This window comes from Nocardia niigatensis NBRC 100131 (assembly GCF_000308655.1).
In the GTDB taxonomy this organism is placed as follows: domain Bacteria; phylum Actinomycetota; class Actinomycetes; order Mycobacteriales; family Mycobacteriaceae; genus Nocardia; species Nocardia niigatensis.
In genome coordinates, this window is record NZ_BAGC01000041.1 from 68,795 (window position 1) to 87,456 (window position 18,662).

Below are 18,662 nucleotides of genomic sequence, written 5' to 3' on the forward strand. Positions count from 1 at the left end.
TGATCCCGCCTCCATATGACGTGCCGCGCCCCGTAGCGCGACAAGTAGTGCGCGACCGTCGCGCACCCCTGTTGTCCATATCTCCACTGTGCAGCGGCCGTTCCGGAGATTTCGGCAACAGCACGACGCCTCCGGCACGAAGCCTACAGAGAATTTATCCCTTTCGGCTCCGGAGCACAGTCATCACTTGGCAGCCACCAGCACCAGACGATCCGACTTCGGGGCCGGAATCACAATTCGGGGGCCGAAAGTTCCATCCGCGGCCAGCGCCACGTCGCCATCGCCACCCCGCGGGGTAACCTTCGCGGCGGCCTTGGCCAGCCCGGCCTTGGCGGGCACCTTGCCGGCGCCCACCGTGGCCTTCTCGGCAGCCAAGGCGGTGGCCTTGTCGGCGTCGGCCATGGCGGAACTCACGTCGAAGAGCACCTGCGCCAGCGGCACGTCCAGGGCCTGGCAGATGGCGGCCAGCAGCTCACTGGACGCCTCCTTGCGGCCGCGCTCGACCTCCGACAGGTACCCCAGACTCACGCGCGCGGAGGTGGAGACCTCACGCAACGTCCGGCTCTGGGCGACCCGAGCGCGCCGCAGGCTTTCCCCGATGGCTTCTCGCAGCAGCGTCATCTCGTTCTCCTCACACTCGTCTCGCCGGACCCAGCGTTTGACTGGACAACGTCCGGCGTCGGCCGCGCGTTCCCGGCCTCGTCACTCGTCCCTGACGATGCGGACGAGTTCGGTGACCGCGGCGCGAACCGCGCCCACCCTGATCGTCCACCGGTCCCCCGACAACTTCAACCGAAGTACCTCGGTGGACTCCGGACCCGCTATACCAAGGAATACCGTGCCGACCGGCCTGCCGTCCTGAGGTTCGGGTCCGGCGACACCGGTGAGCGCGATCCCCCAGTCCGCGCCGCAGCGCCGGCGGGCCCCCACGGCGAGCTGTTCGGCGGTGGTCGCGGCCACCGGTCCGTCGGCGGCCAAAGTGTCGGCACTCACACCCGCGAGGGATTGTTTGAGGTCGGTGGCGTAGACGATCAGTCCACCCCGCAACACCGCGCTCGCGCCGGGAATTCCCGCGATGGTGGCGCTGAGCAGCCCGGCGGTCAGCGATTCCGCGGTGGCCACGGTCTGACCGGCGGCGATCAGCGCTGCCACCAGGTCGGCGGCGGGCGCCGAGGTGATGAGCGGGTCGGGCGGAACGGGCGCAGCGGTCGCTACGCGGGACAGGGCGGCCTCGATGTCAGGCCGCATGGCTGCCGCCCGGCGACCCGAACCAGAGCCGGGCCGCTTGCACGACGTAGTCGAGACCGGTGACGACCGTCAGTACGACCGCCACGTACATCAAGTCCATTCCGGCCGAGGCGAATCCGCCGGAGAGCGGTAGCAGCAGCACGGCGATGGCGACGGACTGGACCAGCGTCTTGAGCTTGCCGCCCCGGCCCGCGGGAATCACCCCGCGCCGGACCACGGCCAGCCGCAGCAGGGTCACGCCCAGTTCGCGGCCCACGATGACGATGGTGATCCACCAGGGCAGATCGTGCAGCATCGACAGTCCGATGAGCGCGGCCCCGATGAGCGCCTTGTCCGCGATCGGGTCGGCCAGCTTGCCGAAGTCGGTGACCAGGCCGTACTTGCGTGCCAGTTGCCCGTCGATGCGATCGGTGATGGCGGCGAGGCCGAACAGCCCGGCCGCGATCCAGCGCCACTCGGTCTCGTGCCCGCCGTGCGCGAACAGGGCAATCAGGAACAGCGGCACGATCAGGATGCGCAGCACCGTCAGCACATTGGCGATGTTCAGCAGCGGCACCGCCCGTGGTTCGGCCGGCGGCTCCGGCCGCGACACGGCCGCGAATCCCGGACTCGCCGCTGGACCGGCATCGGTCCAGCGCCCCTCCAACTCGTCACGCTGCACGGTCACCACTGCCCCCACCGGCCGAGACGCCGGCCATGGTTTCCGGGCCATGCCGGGATGCGGGGGAGCGGGATGAGTGACACACCGACAAGCCTATCGGTACGCGAGCCGACTACTGTGCACCCCATGACAACACGGGCACCTGGCAGTGGTTCGATCGGCGGGAAGGCGGCGGTCGCGCCGATCGTCCGCCGAGCGCGAACCTCTGACGTGCCCGAGATCAAGGGCCTCATCGACATCTACGCCGGCCGGATCCTGCTCGAGAAGAACCTGGTGACGCTGTACGAGGCAGTCCAGGAATTCTGGGTCGTCGAACGCGACGGGCAGATCCTCGGCTGCGGCGCGCTGCATGTGCTGTGGGCGGACCTGGGTGAGGTGCGCACGGTCGCGGTGCACCCGGACATCAAGGGCACGGGCGCGGGGCGGCTGATCGTGGAGCAGCTCATCGCGGTGGCGCGGGAGCTGGAGCTCGAGCGGCTGTTCGTGCTGACCTTCGAGGTGGATTTCTTCGCCCGGCACGGGTTCGCGGAGATCGAGGGCACGCCGGTGACCGCGGAGGTGTACGCCGAGATGTGCCGGTCCTACGACACCGGTGTCGCCGAATTCCTGGATCTGTCCTACGTCAAGCCGAACACGCTCGGGAATACCCGAATGCTGTTGACGCTCTGAACTTTTCCGCATCACCCGTACCGACTTCGATCAGGAGCGACAGCCCATGGCCGTCTTCGCCGTCCACTACGTCTACTCCGAGACCACCGTCCCGGGCCGCGACATCCACCGTCCTGCCCATCGGGCTTGGCTCGACAACCTCGTCGACGCGGGCACCGTCCTCACCAGCGGCCCGTACCCGGACGGGTCCGGCGCGCTGATCCTGGTTCAGGCCGAGGACCTGGAGGCGGTGACGACGCTGTTCGAGAACGACCCGTTCAACCGTGAGGGCCTGCTGACCGACAAGCGCATCGTCGAGTGGGTGCCGACCATGGGCGCGTTCGTGTCCTGATCAGAATTCGACGGTTTCGCGACGGCCGGAGTCGGCGCTGCGGCGGATGGCGTCCAGCACGCGATGCAGGTGCAGGCCCATCCCGAAGTCCGGGACCAGGTGCAGATTGCGGCGGACATCGCTCGCCAGACGGTCGTAAAGCCTTGCCACATTGCGGGATTCGATCGGCAGTGCGGCGAAGGGGGCGGCCTCCTCGGGGGTCAGGTCCTGCCAGCTGCCGCTCGGGCCGTTGGACCCCAGCAGGCGCAGATCGCTCATCTGGATGCCGCCCGCACCCGACGGGCCGTCACTGACGATGGCCAGATCGCCGTCGGTGCCGGAGATTTCGATGCGGGTGCGGCCGTCGGTGACCTTGGCGTCGTGGATGTGGGCCGAAACCGGCACGCCCTTGTCGGTGCGTCCGGTGAGCAGCAGGTGGTCGGGGCTGGAGCCCGTCACCCGCTCGCCGGTTTCGTCGATGATGGTGAGCGGGTGGCGAATCACGAGCTCGGCCGAGACCTCGGCGAGCGAACCGACGATCGATTCGACGGTTGCCAGGGTGTGGCCGCCCGCGACCTCCAGCATGCCCGCGCCGTTCTCACGGTCCAGGGTGTAGGCCGCCCACTGCGGGATGCGGCCACCCGCGCCCTTGCCGCGGGCCGCGTAGACCGTCGCCGAAATCACCTTGCCCACATAGCGACTGTTGACGATCAGTTCCCGAGCTCGCCGGACTGCGGGGGCGAGCTCGGCTTGCAGTCCGACGACGTGGAGGCCGGGTGCGCCGGCGGCCGCGGCCACGATGGCCTCGGCTTCGGCGGTGGTCCGGGTGAGCGGCCATTCGGAGTAGACGTGCTTGCCCGCGGCGAGGGCGGCGCGGATCAGTTCGGCGTGCGCGGGGACCTTCACGGTGATGACGACCAGGTCGACGTCGGGATGCTCGGCGAGCTCGCGCGCGTCGGTGAAGGCATGGGCCGCACCGAACACGCGGGCCGCGCGTTCGGCACTCTGGCGACGGCTGGTGCCGACCGCGGTCAATTCGAAGTCCGGTAGCGCGCGCAGGGCCGGGATGTGGGCCCGCGCGGCCCAGCCGCGGTCCGGGTTCGCGCCGATGATTCCCACTCGAATGCTGTCCGACATCACTCACTCCTCCATCAACCGGACTCGATGCGTCCGTTTCGGACGGTAGTCAACCGGACTCGGTAAGTCCACTTTGCTAGAGTCCGGTCATGACCGCCGTCGATCGCCTGCTCACCCGGGATGCCGCGCCGACCCCGCGCGCCGACGCGCGCCGCAATCTCGAACGACTGGTCACGGCCGCCCGGGCGGCGGTGGCGGAGGTCGGAGTGGCGGTCACCGCGCAGGAGATCGCACAGCGAGCCGGGGTGGGCAAGGGGACCTTCTACCGGCGGGTGCCCTCGCTCGACGCGCTGCTGACGGCGGTGCTGGAGGAGGTTCTCGACGAGGGCATCGCCGCCGCCGACCGGGCCCTCGCCGACCCGGATCCGTGGCGGGGTTTCACCGAATTCGCCTCCGCCTATGTGGGTTTGCGGGCGGAGAGCTGCGGCGTCAACGACGCCCTGGGCGGCGCGGGCAGCGGCGAGGTGGATCGCTGTATCGGCGATCTGCGCGAGCGACTGCGCGCCCTGGTCGGCAGGGCACAGCAGGATGGCTCGATGCGCGCCGATATCGGCTGGGAAGACGTGGCTTTCGCACTGGCCGGGGTGGGCACCGCCGATCACACCGTCGGCGTGCGGGCCGCTCCGGACCAATGGCAGCGCACGCTGCGCATTGTGCTGGACGGATTGTCCGCACCCCGCTGATCGCCGGACCGGCAGTGGCGCATCGCGACCGGCGGGCTACCGTTGATCTCGTGCGATCGGACGAGTCCACAGCACTGGCCAGGTTTCGTGCCGCCCGGGTGGCGCGGCTGGCCACCTCGGATGGCAGCGGGCTACCGCACCTGGTGCCCGTCACCTTCGCGGTCTCCCCCGCGGATTCGCCGCTGCTGGTGGCGATCGCGATCGATCACAAACCCAAGAGCACGACCGATCTGCGGCGGTTGCGGAACATCGCGGCGAATCCCCGCGTCTCGCTGCTGGCCGATCACTACGACGAGGACTGGACCCAGCTGTGGTGGACGCGTTTCGACGGCAGCGCCGACATCCTCGAGGGCACGGTGGACCGCGAGCTGCCGCTCGGCTGGCTCGTCGCCAAATATCCTCAGTACCAAGCGGATCCGCCGACCGGACCGATCATCCGGATCGCGGTCGACTCGGTGCGCGGCTGGTCGTACGCCTGAGGACGTAGCAGCTCGCCAGTATCTGGCGCGGCGGCATGGACTCACCGCCGCGGGAGGCCGGACTGACCCTCATGCGGCTCGGCCCGCCGGCCGAGGACGACGCGAACGCGTTGCTCGACCGCACCGCGCCGGACCTGCCCGTCCAGCTGCGCCGCCGGGTGCTCGCCGAGGCGCACGGCAACCCGCTGGCTCTGACCGAACTACCCACGGCCGCAGCGGATCTCGCCGATTCCGTGCCGACCCTGCCCCTGACCGAACGCCTCGAACGGGCTTTCTCGGCGCGCGGCGCCGCACTACCCGAGCGCACCCGGTCGGCCCTGCTCGTCGCGGCGCTCGACGACGGCGATTCGGTCGGCGAAACTCTGGCTGCCACCGGGATTCTCGTGGGATCCGCGGTCGGGACCGAGATCCTCGCGCCCGCCATGGCGGCCAAGATGTCGTCGGTCGATGCGAGCCAGTCCAATGTGGTTGCGCGATGCCGCCGTTCGAGGTCATCGAAGGGCGTGATTCCCGCGACGACATCCGCGACCACGGCGGTGGCCGGCTGCATGATCGCGAACCTACTCCGCGGGTACGACGCTGTACGCCAAACTGGTTTTGGTGGTTAACGATCCGAGTTGGCGGGACGACATTCGGTCAGCGGGTCCGTTCGGGATCGCGGTCGGGGTGATTCGGTTCCATGCACAGGGGGAGACCTATGCACAGCACAATCATCAGCCGTCGGTCGAGCACGTTCGTGGCGGTGGGGCGGCGAGCCGGGGTGACAATTCTCGGCGTTCTGGCCTGCGGGGCGGCGATTGCCGGTTGTAGCAGCAGCTCTCAGGTCACGCCGACCAGCCGGCCGTCGGCGACCGCGACGGCCACTGCTACCGCGACCGTTTCGGGTTCCGCGCCCGAGACGACTGCGGAGCCGACCGTGACGGTGACGAACGAATTCCCGACCTCACCGGTACCGACCACGTCGAAGCAGCCCGAGCCGAGCGGTGGGCCACAGTCCGGAAAGACCTTCCCCGGCGAGGGTCTCACGGCGGAGCAGGCCAGGGACCTGCAGCAAGCCGTGGAGGGCGGTCATCAGCCCTGGCGGCTCGATCGGATCCAGGTCGCAAAGAGCTTTGTGCAGCAGCGATTCGGCTGGACCACTGTGCAGGCGAGTGCCGACGGGCCGTCGAGCGTTGTGGTCACCAACCAGGACGGCAGCAAGGTCACCCTGCAGGTCAGTCAGCCGGTGACGCAGGGCGGTCAGGGGATCTGGGTGGTCGGCGGCGGCACTTGGAATTGATTCGATTGCGCTGATTTCTGTTCGCACACAACAGATTTCGGCCGATTCGGGTGGCGCGGGTCCGACGACCGCCTGTTTCGGGAGCCCGTAAGCGGGAACCCGATGGGGTGAGCAGTGTCCGACCCGGAAAGAGCGTGCTCCTATGACCAGCAATCGCCACCCCGAAACCGTCCGTCAGCGACCCGCCGGCGCGGCGGTGCCGACCCTGCTGGACGGCGTGTCGTGGCCGGGTTTCGCCCTGCTGCTGCTCGCCGTCATCGCGCTGGCCATGACGATGGGCGGCAGCTGGGCCGGGTTGTGGGCCGCGGCCGCCGCGATCGGATTGATCACCGGCGTCGGCCGGATCGCTCTGGAGCATCTGCGGTACCGGGCCCGGAACGAGCCGCCCGAGCATTGACGCGCCTACCGGAAGCCCCATCGCGCCGATCGAGCCCCGGACCGGTCTGCGTCGGCTCGGGGCTCGTCGGGGGTAATCGCCCATGATGATCGCTCAGCATGTTTGACGGATCTGGACAGTACCGGGCCGCGGTGCCGCACATCCGGCGCTGTGGCCTGAGACACGCACACTGTCCAGTGGCTGTTGCCGCTGCCGCCCGCCGGAAGGCGGATGTCGGCGGTCGAGCAAGATAGGTGGCGATTTCCCCGAGGTACAAGGAGAAGCAAGTGCAACGCATCGGCGTCATCGGCGGCGGCACCATGGGTGCCGGCATTGCCGAGGTGGCCGCCCGCGCAGGCGGGTCGGTCCTGGTTCTCGAACGCGACACCGCGGCGGCCGACGCCGCCGTCTCGCGCATCGAGAAGTCCCTGGCCCGCGCGGTGAAGTCCGGCCGCCTCGAGCAGGCCGCGGCCGACGAGGCCCGCGCCCGGATCACCCTCACCACCTCCATCGACGACTTCGCCGACCGCGAGCTGGTCATCGAAGCGGCCCCGGAGATCGAGTCGCTCAAGACCGAGTTCTTCGCCAAGCTGGACGCCATCGTCTCCCCCGAGACCATCCTGGCCACCAACACCTCCTCCATCCCGGTCATCCGGCTGGCCAATGCCACCTCCAACCCGGGCCGCGTCGTGGGTGTGCACTTCTTCAACCCCGTCCCGGTGCTGCCGCTGGTCGAGGTCGTGGTGACGCTCAAGACCGACCGTGAGGTCGTCGACAAGGTCACCGCGTACGCCCGCGACGTCCTGGGCAAGCGCACGATCGAATCCAAGGATCAGGCCGGATTCATCGTCAACGCCCTGCTGATCCCCTACCTGTGCAGCGCGATCCGCATGTTCGAGACCGGCTTCGCCAGCGCCGAGGACATCGACGAGGGCATGGTCAGCGGCTGCGCCCACCCCATGGGCCCGCTGCGCCTCACCGACACCGTCGGCCTCGACGTCACCCTCGCGGTCGCCGAATCCCTCTACGCCGAATTCGGCGAGCCGCAGTACGCGCCTCCGGTGCTGCTGCGCCGCATGGTCGACGCGGGCTACCTCGGCCGCAAGACCGGCCGCGGCTTCTACACCTACTGACACCCGCGCCGGTCGCTGTCCGTGGCGCTCAGCACGGACAGCGGTCTGCCGCGAACCGGCCGGTGCCCGCCCGGCACGACCTGTTGCCCCGCGAGCGCATAGCGTGGTCGCCATGACCGGCAACGAGCTCGGCGAGTTTCTGCGTGCCTGCCGCGCGGCCTTGCGTCCGGAGGAGATCGGGTTGATCTCGCACGGCCGCCGCCGCGTGGCGGGGCTGCGGCGCGAGGAGGTCGCTGAGCTCGCGGGAATGAACAGCGATTACTACACCCGCCTCGAACAAGGCCGGGAGCGGCGGCCTTCGGCGCAGATACTCGAGGCGCTGAGTGGCGCGCTGCGCCTGAACGAGGCTGTGCGCGAACACCTGTATCACCTCGCGGGGGTGGCCCCGCCCGCGCGACGGCCGAGTCCGGACGAGACGGTCAGCCCCACGCTGCGCCGCATCGTCGACAGCTACCCGGCCGCACCGGCCCTGGTATTGAATCCGGCCATGGACATCCTCGCCGCCAATGCCATTGCCGGCGTCTTCTTCTCCGGCTTCCCGCACGTCGACAATCTGGCCCGCATGACGTTCCTCGAACCGGCGGCCCGCCGGTTCTGCGCCGACTGGACGTGGACGTGCCAGGCGATGGTGGCGGGCTTCCGGCAGGCGGGTGCGCTGTTTCCGGACGATCCCCGGCTGCGTGAGGTGGTCGCCGAACTTCTCACGGCCAGTAACGATTTCGCGGAACTGTGGCATTCCTACACGCTGTGCGTCGCGACGACCGAGCCCCGGGAGTTCTGCCACCCGCAGGCGGGTCGGCTGTTGCTGACCTACGAGTCGTTCGACGTGCGCGGCGCGCCGGGGCAGCGGCTGATGGTCTATCAGGCCGAGCCCGGCAGCCCGACCGCCGCGCGCCTCGCCGCTCTCGATGATGCGCGTGCCTGGGTGTAGCGCACCCAGGCAACCGGCGGGTTCTCGTCCCTACCATGACCGACCGTGAAGCCATTCCCCCACAAGCACACCCGGCCGCATCGGATCGCCGCGGCGGGCGCGACCCTGCTCGCGGTGGCGGCCGCCGGTCTCGCCGCACCCGGAACCGCACTGGCCCAACCGGTTTCATGCCCCTCCGTGACCGTTTCGACCGTGGCCACCGCGGTGATCCCGTTCGTCGACTGGGCGGAGAACCTCGGATTCGACGCACAGGGCAACCTGTGGGTCGCGCGGCTGTACCGGAATGAAGTGCAGCGCTACGACAGTGCGGGCCAGGTCACCGCGACTGTCCCGGTCACCTCGCCCGGCGCGATCCGCCTCGGACCCGATCGGCTGCTGTACGTCGCCTATGGCGACAACTCACTGAACCTGCTGCCCGGCGGACATGACAGCGGAGTCGTCCGATTCGATCCAGCGGCCGCCGCACTGGTTCCCGAGACCTTCGTCACTGGCTCGACCATGGCCAATGGCGCGGCCTTCGACGCCGACGGCAATCTGTACGTCGCCGATACCGGCTCCGGGGTGGTCCGGATCCGGCCCGACGGCACCGTCGACACCGAGTGGACGGCCCAGACAAAGGCTTTCGGCGTCAACGGCATTGCTGTCCAAGGTGATTCGATCTACACGACGGTGTACCTGACCCCGCGTGGGCGGCTGGTCCGCATCCCGATCTCCGACCCGTCGGGTCAGAGCACGACCACCGACACCCCGCTCGCCGACGACCTCGCGGCGGGCCCTGGCGGGTTCCTCTACACCGCCACGACGTCCGGCACGCTGCTCCGCATCGACCCGGACACCCACACCAGCTGCACGCTGCTGACCAGAGACCCGCTGGCCGCGGTGGCGACGGTCCCGGGCTCGGACCGCGACCTCATGGTCGCCACGGGGCGTGGGGATGTGCTGCGCGTACACCTCAACACCTGAGTCCGACTACGAGGAGCAGGACCCGCGGCTGCGGCAGGCAGCTATGAGCGATGGCGGTCAGTGCCGCCGGGCAGGTCCGTCCGGCGGGGGAACATCGGGATCACCGCCGCTGTCCTGTGTACCGGCCGATCCCTCACCCGCTGCGGGTCCGATCCTGCGCGGTCTGGCCACGGGCCGGATACCGGCGACCGGGGCGTCGTCACCGGCTCGCTTCCGTCGCATGGCTCCGAGATCGATGACGCTGCCATCGTGCTCGCCAGTGCCCGGGTCGCTCGCGGGAGCGTGCGGCCCCGGCCCGGGGTCGACCGGCCACCAGCCGGTCTCGCGCTGCAGTTCGGAACGCAGCACGGGTCTGGTCGGCGCCGGATCGTAGACGGACCCGCCCGCCGGACGCCAGGGCTGCTGCGGCCGCTCGACGGCTTCTTCGTTCTTGCGCCGCGGGCGACGCGGCAGCCTGGTGATCTTCGAATCATCCCCCGGTTCGGCGGTCCGCTTCTCGGCGGCCTTCAATGCCTCGAGCTGCCGACGCAACCGTTCCACCGCATCGAACCTGTTCCCGCCAGGTCCTGGCAGGGATCCCCGTCCCGGTACTTCCCGATCCGACATCGAACTAACCGCTGGCGGGCGCCGCGGCACCCGCCCCCATCACGACCGCCCGAACGCCGAGCCGATCTCCGAACTTCTTCCACAGTGTGTCGCCCACGCACCCATTCTCCCTCAGGCTCGTCGCGACCGTTTCGCCTGCTCTGTCTGTGTCGCGAATCAGATGCCGGGCGCGGGCCGCGCGACGGGCCTTCGAGCCAGGCTTAACGGCTCGACGGGAACGGACGCCGGACGTACGTTGCTTCGCATGTGCTTCTACCCGAGTCGGACGCATCTGGTGTGCCTGCGCTGCAGGGTGTCCCACAAGCACCCGATCGGACGCGGGCCACGGCGATGCCCGCGGTGTGAGGGCGAATTCATCGATGCCGGACCGCATCTCGCGGTACCGAGGAAGGTCGACAAGGCCGGGTGGCGGGTCCTCGGGATCGTCCTCGATTCCGGGCTGGACTTCCACGGCGGCTGTTGCGGTGCCGGTCCGGGCTATCGACCCCGCACGCCTCATGAGGTCCGGGAACGGCAGCTACTCGCGCGACGCGCGGGAATGCCACTGACCGAGGCGCTGGCCACGCGAGATCTCCAGGCGGCGGACCGCGATCAGGCGAACGTCGTGTGCATTTCCCAGATCAGCAGTTCGCTGGGCTCGATCGCGGTGATTCGCTGACCGCCCGTTGCGGTCAGCCGGACAGCGTCGCCTCGGGTCAGAACTCCGGAGCCCTCGAATTCGACGCTTCCTCGCGCCACGAAGACGTGACCGTAGGGCGCATCGGGAACCTGGACCGTGTGGCCCGATTCCAGCCGCGCCACATGGAATGCCGCAAACCGGTTTCCGATGACGATGGCCGTCCGATCGCGGTCGCGCGGGATACCCGAGGCGACGGCCACGAGCGAGTTTCCGGTCAGCTGCTCGGTGATGTCGAGCTCCTGATACCCGGGTGCGGTTCCGGGCTCGTGGGGCGGCACCCACATCTGCACGACGTGGAGGCGCTCCCGTTCGAGGAGGCCGGCGCCGTTGCGTTCCGAGTGCAGAATCCCGGTGCCCGCGCTCATGCGCTGCGCCATGCCGGGATGGATCAGGCCCGAGTGTCCGGCCGAATCCTGGTGGACGACTGTCCCTTCGAGCACCCAGGTGACGATCTCCATGTCACGGTGCTGGTGGGTGTCGAACCCTTCGCCGGGGTCGACGATGTCCTCGTTGTGGATCATCAGCAGGCCGTGGGCATTCGCGGCCAGGTCGAAGTTGCCGGTGGCGGGGAACGACTGCCGGGAGTCGAGCCATTCGTTCCGCCAGCGCCGGCGCTCCGCGCCCGGCACGACCCGGACACCTGATTCCCGCACCGCCATCGTTCACCTCCGCAACCGGTCCCTCCCCGCCTCTGTCAACCCGGCGGGCGAACCGGCATTCCCGGGCGGCGGCGATGTGTGGGCCAGCCGACGGCGGTGTGGGTTCCGAGGGCGGTGAGCAGCGCGAGGCGTTCGGCGTCGTCGCTGCCGGGTTCGGCGGTGTCGACCATGATGTGCAGGTCGCAGCCGGTCACCGTGAGTACGGCACAGTCCAGGGTGATGGCCCCGGCGATCGGGTGGTCGATCGTCTTGACCGTCACGTCGTAGCCGGAGACGGCGCCCGATTCCCACAGCGTCGCGAAGCGCGGACTGTGCCCGCACAGGTCTCGGATGAGTTGACCGAGTTGCTGGTCGGCGGGGTACCGGGCTTCGGCGGCGCGCAGGTCCGAGACGAGCGCTGTTTCGAGGGCTTCCAGGGTCTCCGGCGCGTAGCGGCCCACCGGGCCGGGCCCGACGAAATGACGCAACACCCGATTGCGTTGGTTGCCCTCCCAGGTCGTCGAATCGCCCAGCAGTGCCAGGCAAGCCGGATTCGCTTGCAGGAGAGTCCAAGACGCGTCGAACACCGCGACCGGGATGCCGACCAATCGGTCCAGCATCCGCTGTACAGCGGGCGGGATCGCGGTCGGAACGGTACCCGGCTCCGGCAATACCAGTCCGGCCAGCCGATACAGATGCGCCCGTTCGTCCGCCGACAATCGCAGCGCCCGCGCCAGCGCTTCGACCACCTGTGGCGAGGGATTGGACGCACGCCCCTGCTCGAGGCGGGTGACGTAGTCGACCGAGATCCCGGCCAGCAGCGCCAATTCCTCGCGCCGCAGTCCAGGCGCCCGCCGCGCGCCACCGGCCGACAACACTCATCACCGGCGCGAACAAGGGCCTGGGCTTCGAGACCGCCCGCCGCCTCGTGACCGCCGGGCACACCGTCCATATCGGCAGCCGTGACGCGGAACGCGGCCGCCTCGCCGCAGCCCAACTCGGTGCGCGATCGGTCCAACTGGATGTCACAGGCGATTCCTCCGTCGCGGCCGCGGCGAAAACCCTGAAGGCCGACGGCGGTCTCGACGTCCTGATCAACAATGCCGGCATCGATATCGAGGGCAACGGTACCGTCGATCTCGCGGACGTCACCGCCGACATGATGCGAACCGTGTTCGACACCAACGTCTTCGGCGTAGTCCGCGTCATCCACGCCTTTCTGCCCCTGCTGCGCGAATCCTCGGCCCCTGTCATCGTCAATGTCAGCAGCTCCCTGGCCTCGATGTCCCGCGGCACCACCCCGGGCACCAACGCCCACGCCTATCCCGGATTGACCTATCCCACGTCCAAAACCGCGGTCAACCGACTCACCGTCCAATACGCGAAAGCCTTCCCCGCCATCCGAATCAACGCCGTCGAGCCCGGCTACACCGCCACCGACCTCAACGCCCACGCCGGCACCCAAACCGTCGCGGAAGGGGCCGAGATCATCGTCCGCATGGCCCAGGTAACCCCGGACGGCCCGACCGGCGGCTACTTCGACGCCGCCGGCTCCCTGCCCTGGTAGTGGCGCGGCGATCGGCGACGAAAATACCTATCGCAGTCCGGAACTCGCGGCTACAGTCACGCCTCGACACACGGCGTCGAGTCCGCCGCGGGGACTGGGATACTGGGCCATTCGATCGCCGCTCTCGAGGACAAGGAGCCTGAGGTGAGCGTTGCCGCTGTCGTGCCGTTGCTCGCACACGTCGCTGCCGCTGTGTCGGAGGCGATCGTGCGAGTCCGCCCGGAACTGGCGGGCGCGGATCCGGTGGTGCGGCGGTCGGATCGGGCCGATGTCCAATCCAATGCCGCGCTGCCGCTGGCGAAGCGGACGGGTGCGGCGCCGAATCGGCTGGCCGCCGAACTGGCCGGTGAAATCGGTTCCGGCGGTGATGGTTTGATCGCGGACGTGCGGGCTTCGGGCCCCGGTTTCCTCAATATCACGCTGGCCGATGCGGCGATCTGGGCGCAGTTGGCCGCACGGCTGGCAGATACGCGGCTCGGCATCGGCGAGCCGGCGCACGGGCAGCGGATCATCATCGACTATTCCGCACCCAACGTCGCCAAGGAAATGCACGTCGGCCATCTGCGGACGACGATCATCGGCGACAGCCTGGCCCGGGTGTTCGGGTTCCTGGGCGCCGATGTCGTGCGCGCGAATCACCTCGGCGACTGGGGCACCCAGTTCGGGATGCTGATCCAGTTCATCGACGAGCACCCCGAAACGCCTTGGCACGCGGATGATGTCGGTACCGAGTCAACGGTGTCGGCGCTGGACGGTCTCTACAAGGCTGCGCGCGCCCAGTTCGATGCCGACCCGGAATTCGCGGATCGTGCCCGCACTCGCGTCGTCGCCCTGCAAGCCGGTGACACGGCGACGGTGGCCCGGTGGCGGGAGATCGTCGCCGAATCGGAGAAGGCGTTCGGCGCGATCTACGACCGGCTGGGGGATCCTGCTCACTCCCGGCGACTACGCCGGGGAGTCGTTCTACAACGCGATGCTGGCCGACACCACCACCGAACTGCTCGACAAGGGGGTGGCGGTGCACAGTGAGGGCGCGGTGGTCGTGCTCTCCGAACACGTCACCGGCCCCGACGACTCCCCCGCCGTTCTCATGGTCCGCAAGAGTGACGGCGGCTACGGCTACGACAGCACCGACCTGGCCACCATCCGCTACCGGATCGCGACCCTGCATGCCGATCGGCTGCTCTATGTCACCGATTCGCGTCAAGCGCTGCACTTCCAGCTGGTCTTCGAAGCGGCCCGACGGGCCGGGTGGCTGACCGACGCCATCGCCGTCGACCATGTCGCGTACGGCACCATCCTGGGACCCGACGGCAAGCCGTTCAAAACCCGTGCCGGTGGCACGGTCCGGTTGATGGATCTGCTCGACGACGCGGCCGCGGCCGCTCGGTCGGTCGTGGCCGAGAAGAATCCCGAGCTGCCCGCGGCAGAGCTCGACGCCATCGCCGAGCAAGCCGGCATCGGCGCGGTCAAATACGCGGACCTGTCGACCAGCCGCGTCAAGGACTCCATGTTCGACCCGGCCCGGATGACCGCGTTCAATGGCAACACCGGCGTCTACCTCCAGTACGCGCACGCCCGGATCTGCTCGATCCTGCGCAAGGCAGGCGAACCCGGCGCCGTACCGGTCGACACCACCGCCACACTCGAACCGGCCGAACGGGCTCTACTGCTCACTCTCGACGACTACGCGGCGGTGCTCGCCGGCATCGTCGAAGCCCTCGAACCACACCGCCTCGCGACCTACCTCTACGACCTCGCGCGCGCGTTCACCATCTTCTACGACACCTGCCCGGTGCTGACCTCACCCGAACCCGCGCGCGGCAACCGGATTGCCCTGTGCCAGTTGACCTCCCGCACTCTCGCCCACGGTCTCGGACTGCTCGGCATCGCGGCTCCGGAGCGGCTGTGACGGCACGGGCACCGTCGGCAACCGGCCCGCACGGCGTCGAAGGATTCGGCACGCCACCGCCGATATCCGCGCATCCCGCCCGCGCGGGTGTGCATCCGGTGACGATGGTCGCTGGCCGGACGCCCGCTCGCGCAATCGCTCCTGAGCGAGCGCCGGCCGCCGGCGCGACCAGGTTGCGTTCCGGTATCGGCGTTCATACCCAACGACACCGCCGTTGGTGACGAGGGGCCCTTTCGGCGGCCGCCGCCGGGCACTGACCCTGGAGTGATGAACCGACGTGCCGATGTCGATCCCCTGCTCGCCGCCGAGGCCGCCGCGTCGTCCGGGGCCCCGGCGTTGCGGATGGCCGGGGTCGGGAAGACCTACGGTTCCGGAGCCGGGCAGGTGGTCGCGCTGCGAGATGTGGATCTGGAGGTGCGGCCGGGTGAGTTTCTGGTTCTGCTGGGTCCCTCGGGATCGGGGAAGACCACATTGCTCAACCTGGTCGGCGCGATCGAGGAACCCTCCACGGGCGTCATCGAGGTCGCGGGCGTGTCCATCAGCGCGCTGAAGGAAAACCAGCGCACCGTGTTTCGACGGGATCGGGTGGGGTTCGTGTTCCAGTTCTTCAATCTGGTCCCGACCCTGACCGCCTTGGAGAACGTCGAGATCATGGCGGAGTTGACGGGCCCGGATGCCACCGCCCGAAGCCGCCGCGCCCTCGACCTCGTCGGTGTCGGCGATGTCTGCGATCGATTTCCGGGACAGTTGTCGGGCGGGCAGCAGCAGCGGGTCGCCATCGCGCGCGCGATCGTGAAGGAGCCGCCGCTGCTGCTGTGCGACGAACCCACCGGCAGTCTCGATCTCGCCACGGGCCGGCAGGTGCTGGGTGTGCTGCGTGAGCTGGCGCGGGAGGGTCATCACACGGTCGTGCTGGTGACCCACAATTCCGAAATCGCCCGTATGGCCGATCGTGTGGTCTGGCTGCGTTCGGGCGCGATCAGCCGTTCGGAGAAGGTCGCGCATCCGGTCGAGGCATCGGAGCTGCAATGGTGAGCCGGATCATGCCGCGCAAACTACGCCGGGATCTGTGGCGGCAACGCTGGCAGTTCCTCGCTGTCGCCGCGATCCTGGCGATCGGTGTGGCGGCATTCGTGGCAGCGTCGGACGCCTACCACAACCTCGATCGATCCTTCGCCCGCGCCTACAGCGAGCAACGGCTGCCCGACGCGACCATTTCCGGTCCCGGCGCCGCCCAGCTGAGTTCGACGCTCGCCCGGCTACCGGGCGACCCCGTGGTCGAGGTTCGGCACCAGAGCGAGGTCGGTATCCGCATCCACGGGCGAGCCTTCCTCGGCCGCGCGATCGGTGTCCCGGAGTCGTTGCAGCCCAGTGTTTCCCAGCTCGCGATGCGATCGGGGACGCTGCCGTCGGCGGGTCGGCTGGTGGTCGAGCAGCATCTGGCCGACCACTATGGACTGAGACCGGGCGAGAGCATCGAACTGCTCACCGCTTCGGGCTGGCAAGCGATTCCGGTCGCCGGGTCGGCCCTGTCCGCGGAGTACTTCTGGCCTGCTCGTTCCATCCAGGAGATCATGACCACGCCCGAGCACTTCGGCGTGGTGTTCGTCCCGGACGGCGACCTGGTCGGGAAACTGCCCGACCCGGTCGAACAGGTCGCGTTGTACGCGAATGATCGCGCGGCGGCCGCGCAGCTCGTGCAGGCCGCCGAGCAGGTCGCGACAGCACATGGCCTGCAGCTTGTTCCGCGCGATCAGCAGCCGTCGTATCGAGCCCTGCAGGATGACGTGACGGCGTTCGGGACCTTCGCCAACCTGCTGCCCTGGCTGTTCCTGGCCGCGGCCGTGCTGGGCACCTACGTGTTGTTGTCGCGAGTGGTGGCGGCGCAGCGCGCGGTCATCGGAACCTTGATCGCCAACGGATTCTCCCCCGCCCGGCTACGTCGGCACTATCTCGGATACGGCCTGGCCTGTGCGCTGCTGGGTATCGTCCCCGGTCTGGCCGTGGGCTATCTGCTCGGCGGCTGGATCACCACCCGCTATACCGGAGCACTCGGTCTGCCGCTGCACGTGAGCGCCCTGCATCCGCTCACCCTGCTCATCGCGTCGGGCGCGGCTCTGGCCGCGGCCACGCTCGCCGCCTGGGCGCCCGCGCATGCCGCGGCGCGGATGCGCCCCGCCGAGGCCATGCGTACCGCGCCCCCGGCCAGACGCGGCGGGCTCAGCATCATCGAACGCCTGGTGCCGCTGCTGGAACGCGCACCCGCGCGTTGGCGGATGATGCTGCGCGGCGTGCTGCGCAATCGTCGCCGTGCCCTGTTCACCGTGACCGGTGTGGCTGTATCGGTCAGCCTGGTGATGGTGTTCGCCGGACTGCGCGACACTGTCGCCACTCTCATCGACCGGCAATACGGTCGAATCACGATGCAGGACGCGGAGATCGCCACCGCGCCCGGAGCCGCCGATGCCGTGCTGGCCCGCGTCAGGCAGGACCCCGACGTCGCCGCGGCCGAGCCGGTGGGCCGCTACGACGTCGTGCTCTCGGCCGGAGAGCGGCACTACGACACTCTCGTGATCAGCTTGCCGCCCGCGACGCAGATGCACCGGTTCATCGCGAAGTCCGGGTCGGATCGGTTATCCGACGCAGGCCTACTGCTCGGTTCCGGGCTGCGCGAGACGCTCGGGGTATCGGTAGGCGACACCGTCGATATCGCCGAGACCTCCACCGGCCAGCATATTTCGGCGCCGGTGGCCGGATTCGTCGACGAGCCGCTGTCCCCGGTCGTCTACGTCTCGTCGGACTATCTACGGCAGTCGACCGGAGCGGCACCGAACACGGGTGTGCTGGTGCGGCTGCGCCCCGGGGTCACCGACGAGCGGGCCGTCTCCGATCGGCTCACCGCGATACCCGGTGCGGTCGCGTACCTTTCGACGGGCACGCTCGCCTCGGCGATGCGGCAGGCGTTCGCCATGTACGACACCTTGGTCGGGATCATGTTGGTCTTCGCCGCGGTCATGGCCGCCGCGCTGCTGTTCAACGCGATGTCGGCCAATATCGGTGAACGACTCGGCGAGTTGGGCGCGCTGCGCGCGGCCGGGATGGGATCGGGAACGCTGACCCGCCTGATCGCCGCCGAGAACCTCCTCCTCGCGGTGGTCGGCATACCCGTCGGGGTCGGCTGCGGGATCCTGCTCGCCCGCCGGCTGCTGTCCACCTACGAAAACCAAGGCGCCCACCTCGAGCTCGCTATGCGGCCGTTCACGCCGGCGCTCGTCGCCGTCGCCATCTTCGCCGCCGCGGTCGCCGTCCAGCTACCCGCGCTGCGTCGTGTCCGCGGTCTGGATATCGCGCGTATCGTCCGCGAGCGCTCACTGTGACGGACACATCGGAG

The 18,662-nt window shown here is 69.1% G+C and carries 22 protein-coding genes; 15 read left to right on the plus strand and 7 right to left on the minus strand.

Features of this window, described 5'->3' with window-relative positions; all coding sequences use genetic code 11:
• Positions 1-183: 183 nt before the first annotated feature.
• From ON33_RS15315 to pgsA, 3 genes are all read right to left on the minus strand, one after another.
• Positions 184-621: a helix-turn-helix domain-containing protein gene (locus ON33_RS15315; protein WP_040859448.1), complete on the minus strand. Its 438-nt coding sequence runs from the start codon at positions 619-621 to the stop codon at positions 184-186.
• 81 nt (positions 622-702) lie between these two features.
• Complete coding sequence (locus tag ON33_RS15320; protein ID WP_051152239.1) at positions 703-1,248, minus strand: CinA family protein; 546 nt, start codon at positions 1,246-1,248, stop codon at positions 703-705.
• Positions 1,238-1,915, minus strand: a complete 678-nt coding sequence (gene pgsA / locus ON33_RS15325; protein WP_040859864.1) for a CDP-diacylglycerol--glycerol-3-phosphate 3-phosphatidyltransferase — start codon at positions 1,913-1,915, stop codon at positions 1,238-1,240. Before pgsA ends, ON33_RS15320 begins: the two co-directional genes overlap by 11 nt.
• Positions 1,916-2,035: 120 nt before the next feature.
• Between pgsA and ON33_RS15330 the strand changes: the two genes are divergently transcribed.
• Positions 2,036-2,578 carry an amino-acid N-acetyltransferase gene (locus ON33_RS15330; protein ID WP_051152242.1) on the plus strand — a complete coding sequence of 181 codons (543 nt, stop codon included), beginning with the start codon at positions 2,036-2,038 and terminating at the stop codon, positions 2,576-2,578.
• Between the two features lie 46 nt (positions 2,579-2,624).
• Entirely contained in the window at positions 2,625-2,909 is a 285-nt protein-coding gene (locus tag ON33_RS15335) for a YciI family protein (RefSeq protein WP_040859450.1), read from the plus strand.
• Here the strand turns inward: ON33_RS15335 and ON33_RS15340 are convergent, their stop codons facing one another.
• Positions 2,910-4,025, minus strand: a complete 1,116-nt coding sequence (locus ON33_RS15340) for a Gfo/Idh/MocA family protein (RefSeq protein WP_040859452.1) — start codon at positions 4,023-4,025, stop codon at positions 2,910-2,912. It lies immediately after the preceding gene.
• Between the two features lie 89 nt (positions 4,026-4,114).
• Between ON33_RS15340 and ON33_RS15345 the strand changes: the two genes are divergently transcribed.
• The 8 genes from ON33_RS15345 (at position 4,115) to ON33_RS15380 (ending at position 9,869) form a co-directional block, all read left to right on the plus strand.
• Positions 4,115-4,708 (plus strand): TetR/AcrR family transcriptional regulator, encoded by a 594-nt coding sequence (locus ON33_RS15345; RefSeq protein WP_051152244.1) that lies wholly within the window; start codon positions 4,115-4,117, stop codon positions 4,706-4,708.
• 50 nt (positions 4,709-4,758) lie between these two features.
• Positions 4,759-5,187, plus strand: a complete 429-nt coding sequence (locus ON33_RS15350) for a TIGR03668 family PPOX class F420-dependent oxidoreductase (RefSeq protein WP_040859454.1) — start codon at positions 4,759-4,761, stop codon at positions 5,185-5,187.
• Positions 5,188-5,222: 35 nt separating this feature from the next.
• A complete protein-coding gene (locus tag ON33_RS15355) occupies positions 5,223-5,795 on the plus strand; it encodes a hypothetical protein (protein WP_040859456.1) in 573 nt (190 codons plus the stop codon).
• An 89-nt stretch (positions 5,796-5,884) separates the two neighbouring features.
• A complete protein-coding gene (locus ON33_RS41265) occupies positions 5,885-6,466 on the plus strand; it encodes an acyl transferase (protein WP_157184551.1) in 582 nt (193 codons plus the stop codon).
• A 142-nt stretch (positions 6,467-6,608) separates the two neighbouring features.
• Positions 6,609-6,863: a hypothetical protein gene (locus ON33_RS15365; RefSeq protein WP_040859458.1), complete on the plus strand. Its 255-nt coding sequence runs from the start codon at positions 6,609-6,611 to the stop codon at positions 6,861-6,863.
• 266 nt (positions 6,864-7,129) lie between these two features.
• On the plus strand, positions 7,130-7,975 hold the full coding sequence (locus tag ON33_RS15370; protein ID WP_040859460.1) for a 3-hydroxybutyryl-CoA dehydrogenase: 846 nt from the start codon (positions 7,130-7,132) through the stop codon (positions 7,973-7,975).
• Between the two features lie 112 nt (positions 7,976-8,087).
• The gene (locus ON33_RS15375; RefSeq protein ID WP_040859462.1) at positions 8,088-8,906 is read left to right on the plus strand and encodes a helix-turn-helix transcriptional regulator; all 819 of its coding nucleotides are present in this window, start codon (positions 8,088-8,090) and stop codon (positions 8,904-8,906) included.
• A 45-nt stretch (positions 8,907-8,951) separates the two neighbouring features.
• Positions 8,952-9,869, plus strand: coding sequence for an SMP-30/gluconolactonase/LRE family protein (locus tag ON33_RS15380; RefSeq protein ID WP_051152247.1), 918 nt, complete (start codon positions 8,952-8,954; stop codon positions 9,867-9,869).
• 57 nt (positions 9,870-9,926) lie between these two features.
• Here ON33_RS15380 and ON33_RS15385 read toward each other — a convergent pair whose 3' ends face one another.
• The 3 genes from ON33_RS15385 to ON33_RS15395 all read right to left on the minus strand — a co-directional run bounded on the left by ON33_RS15385 (position 9,927) and on the right by ON33_RS15395 (position 12,670).
• Complete coding sequence (locus ON33_RS15385; protein ID WP_040859464.1) at positions 9,927-10,409, minus strand: hypothetical protein; 483 nt, start codon at positions 10,407-10,409, stop codon at positions 9,927-9,929.
• Between the two features lie 657 nt (positions 10,410-11,066).
• Positions 11,067-11,813, minus strand: a complete 747-nt coding sequence (locus tag ON33_RS15390; RefSeq protein WP_040859466.1) for a pirin family protein — start codon at positions 11,811-11,813, stop codon at positions 11,067-11,069.
• A 35-nt stretch (positions 11,814-11,848) separates the two neighbouring features.
• On the minus strand, positions 11,849-12,670 hold the full coding sequence (locus tag ON33_RS15395; RefSeq protein ID WP_051152250.1) for a helix-turn-helix transcriptional regulator: 822 nt from the start codon (positions 12,668-12,670) through the stop codon (positions 11,849-11,851).
• A 2-nt stretch (positions 12,671-12,672) separates the two neighbouring features.
• Between ON33_RS15395 and ON33_RS15400 the strand changes: the two genes are divergently transcribed.
• From ON33_RS15400 to ON33_RS15415, 5 genes are all read left to right on the plus strand, one after another.
• On the plus strand, positions 12,673-13,359 hold the full coding sequence (locus ON33_RS15400) for an SDR family NAD(P)-dependent oxidoreductase (RefSeq protein WP_040859468.1): 687 nt from the start codon (positions 12,673-12,675) through the stop codon (positions 13,357-13,359).
• Between the two features lie 144 nt (positions 13,360-13,503).
• The gene (gene argS, locus ON33_RS15405; protein WP_281033217.1) at positions 13,504-14,388 is read left to right on the plus strand and encodes an arginine--tRNA ligase domain-containing protein; all 885 of its coding nucleotides are present in this window, start codon (positions 13,504-13,506) and stop codon (positions 14,386-14,388) included.
• Positions 14,333-15,271 (plus strand): arginine--tRNA ligase domain-containing protein, encoded by a 939-nt coding sequence (gene argS, locus ON33_RS44015; protein WP_281033218.1) that lies wholly within the window; start codon positions 14,333-14,335, stop codon positions 15,269-15,271. The genes argS (ON33_RS15405) and argS (ON33_RS44015) overlap by 56 nt, the downstream gene beginning before the upstream one ends.
• A gap of 267 nt (positions 15,272-15,538) precedes the next feature.
• A complete protein-coding gene (locus tag ON33_RS15410; RefSeq protein WP_083868987.1) occupies positions 15,539-16,306 on the plus strand; it encodes an ABC transporter ATP-binding protein in 768 nt (255 codons plus the stop codon).
• The gene (locus tag ON33_RS15415; RefSeq protein WP_040859470.1) at positions 16,300-18,648 is read left to right on the plus strand and encodes an FtsX-like permease family protein; all 2,349 of its coding nucleotides are present in this window, start codon (positions 16,300-16,302) and stop codon (positions 18,646-18,648) included. Before ON33_RS15410 ends, ON33_RS15415 begins: the two co-directional genes overlap by 7 nt.
• The last annotated feature ends 14 nt before the right edge of the window (positions 18,649-18,662 follow it).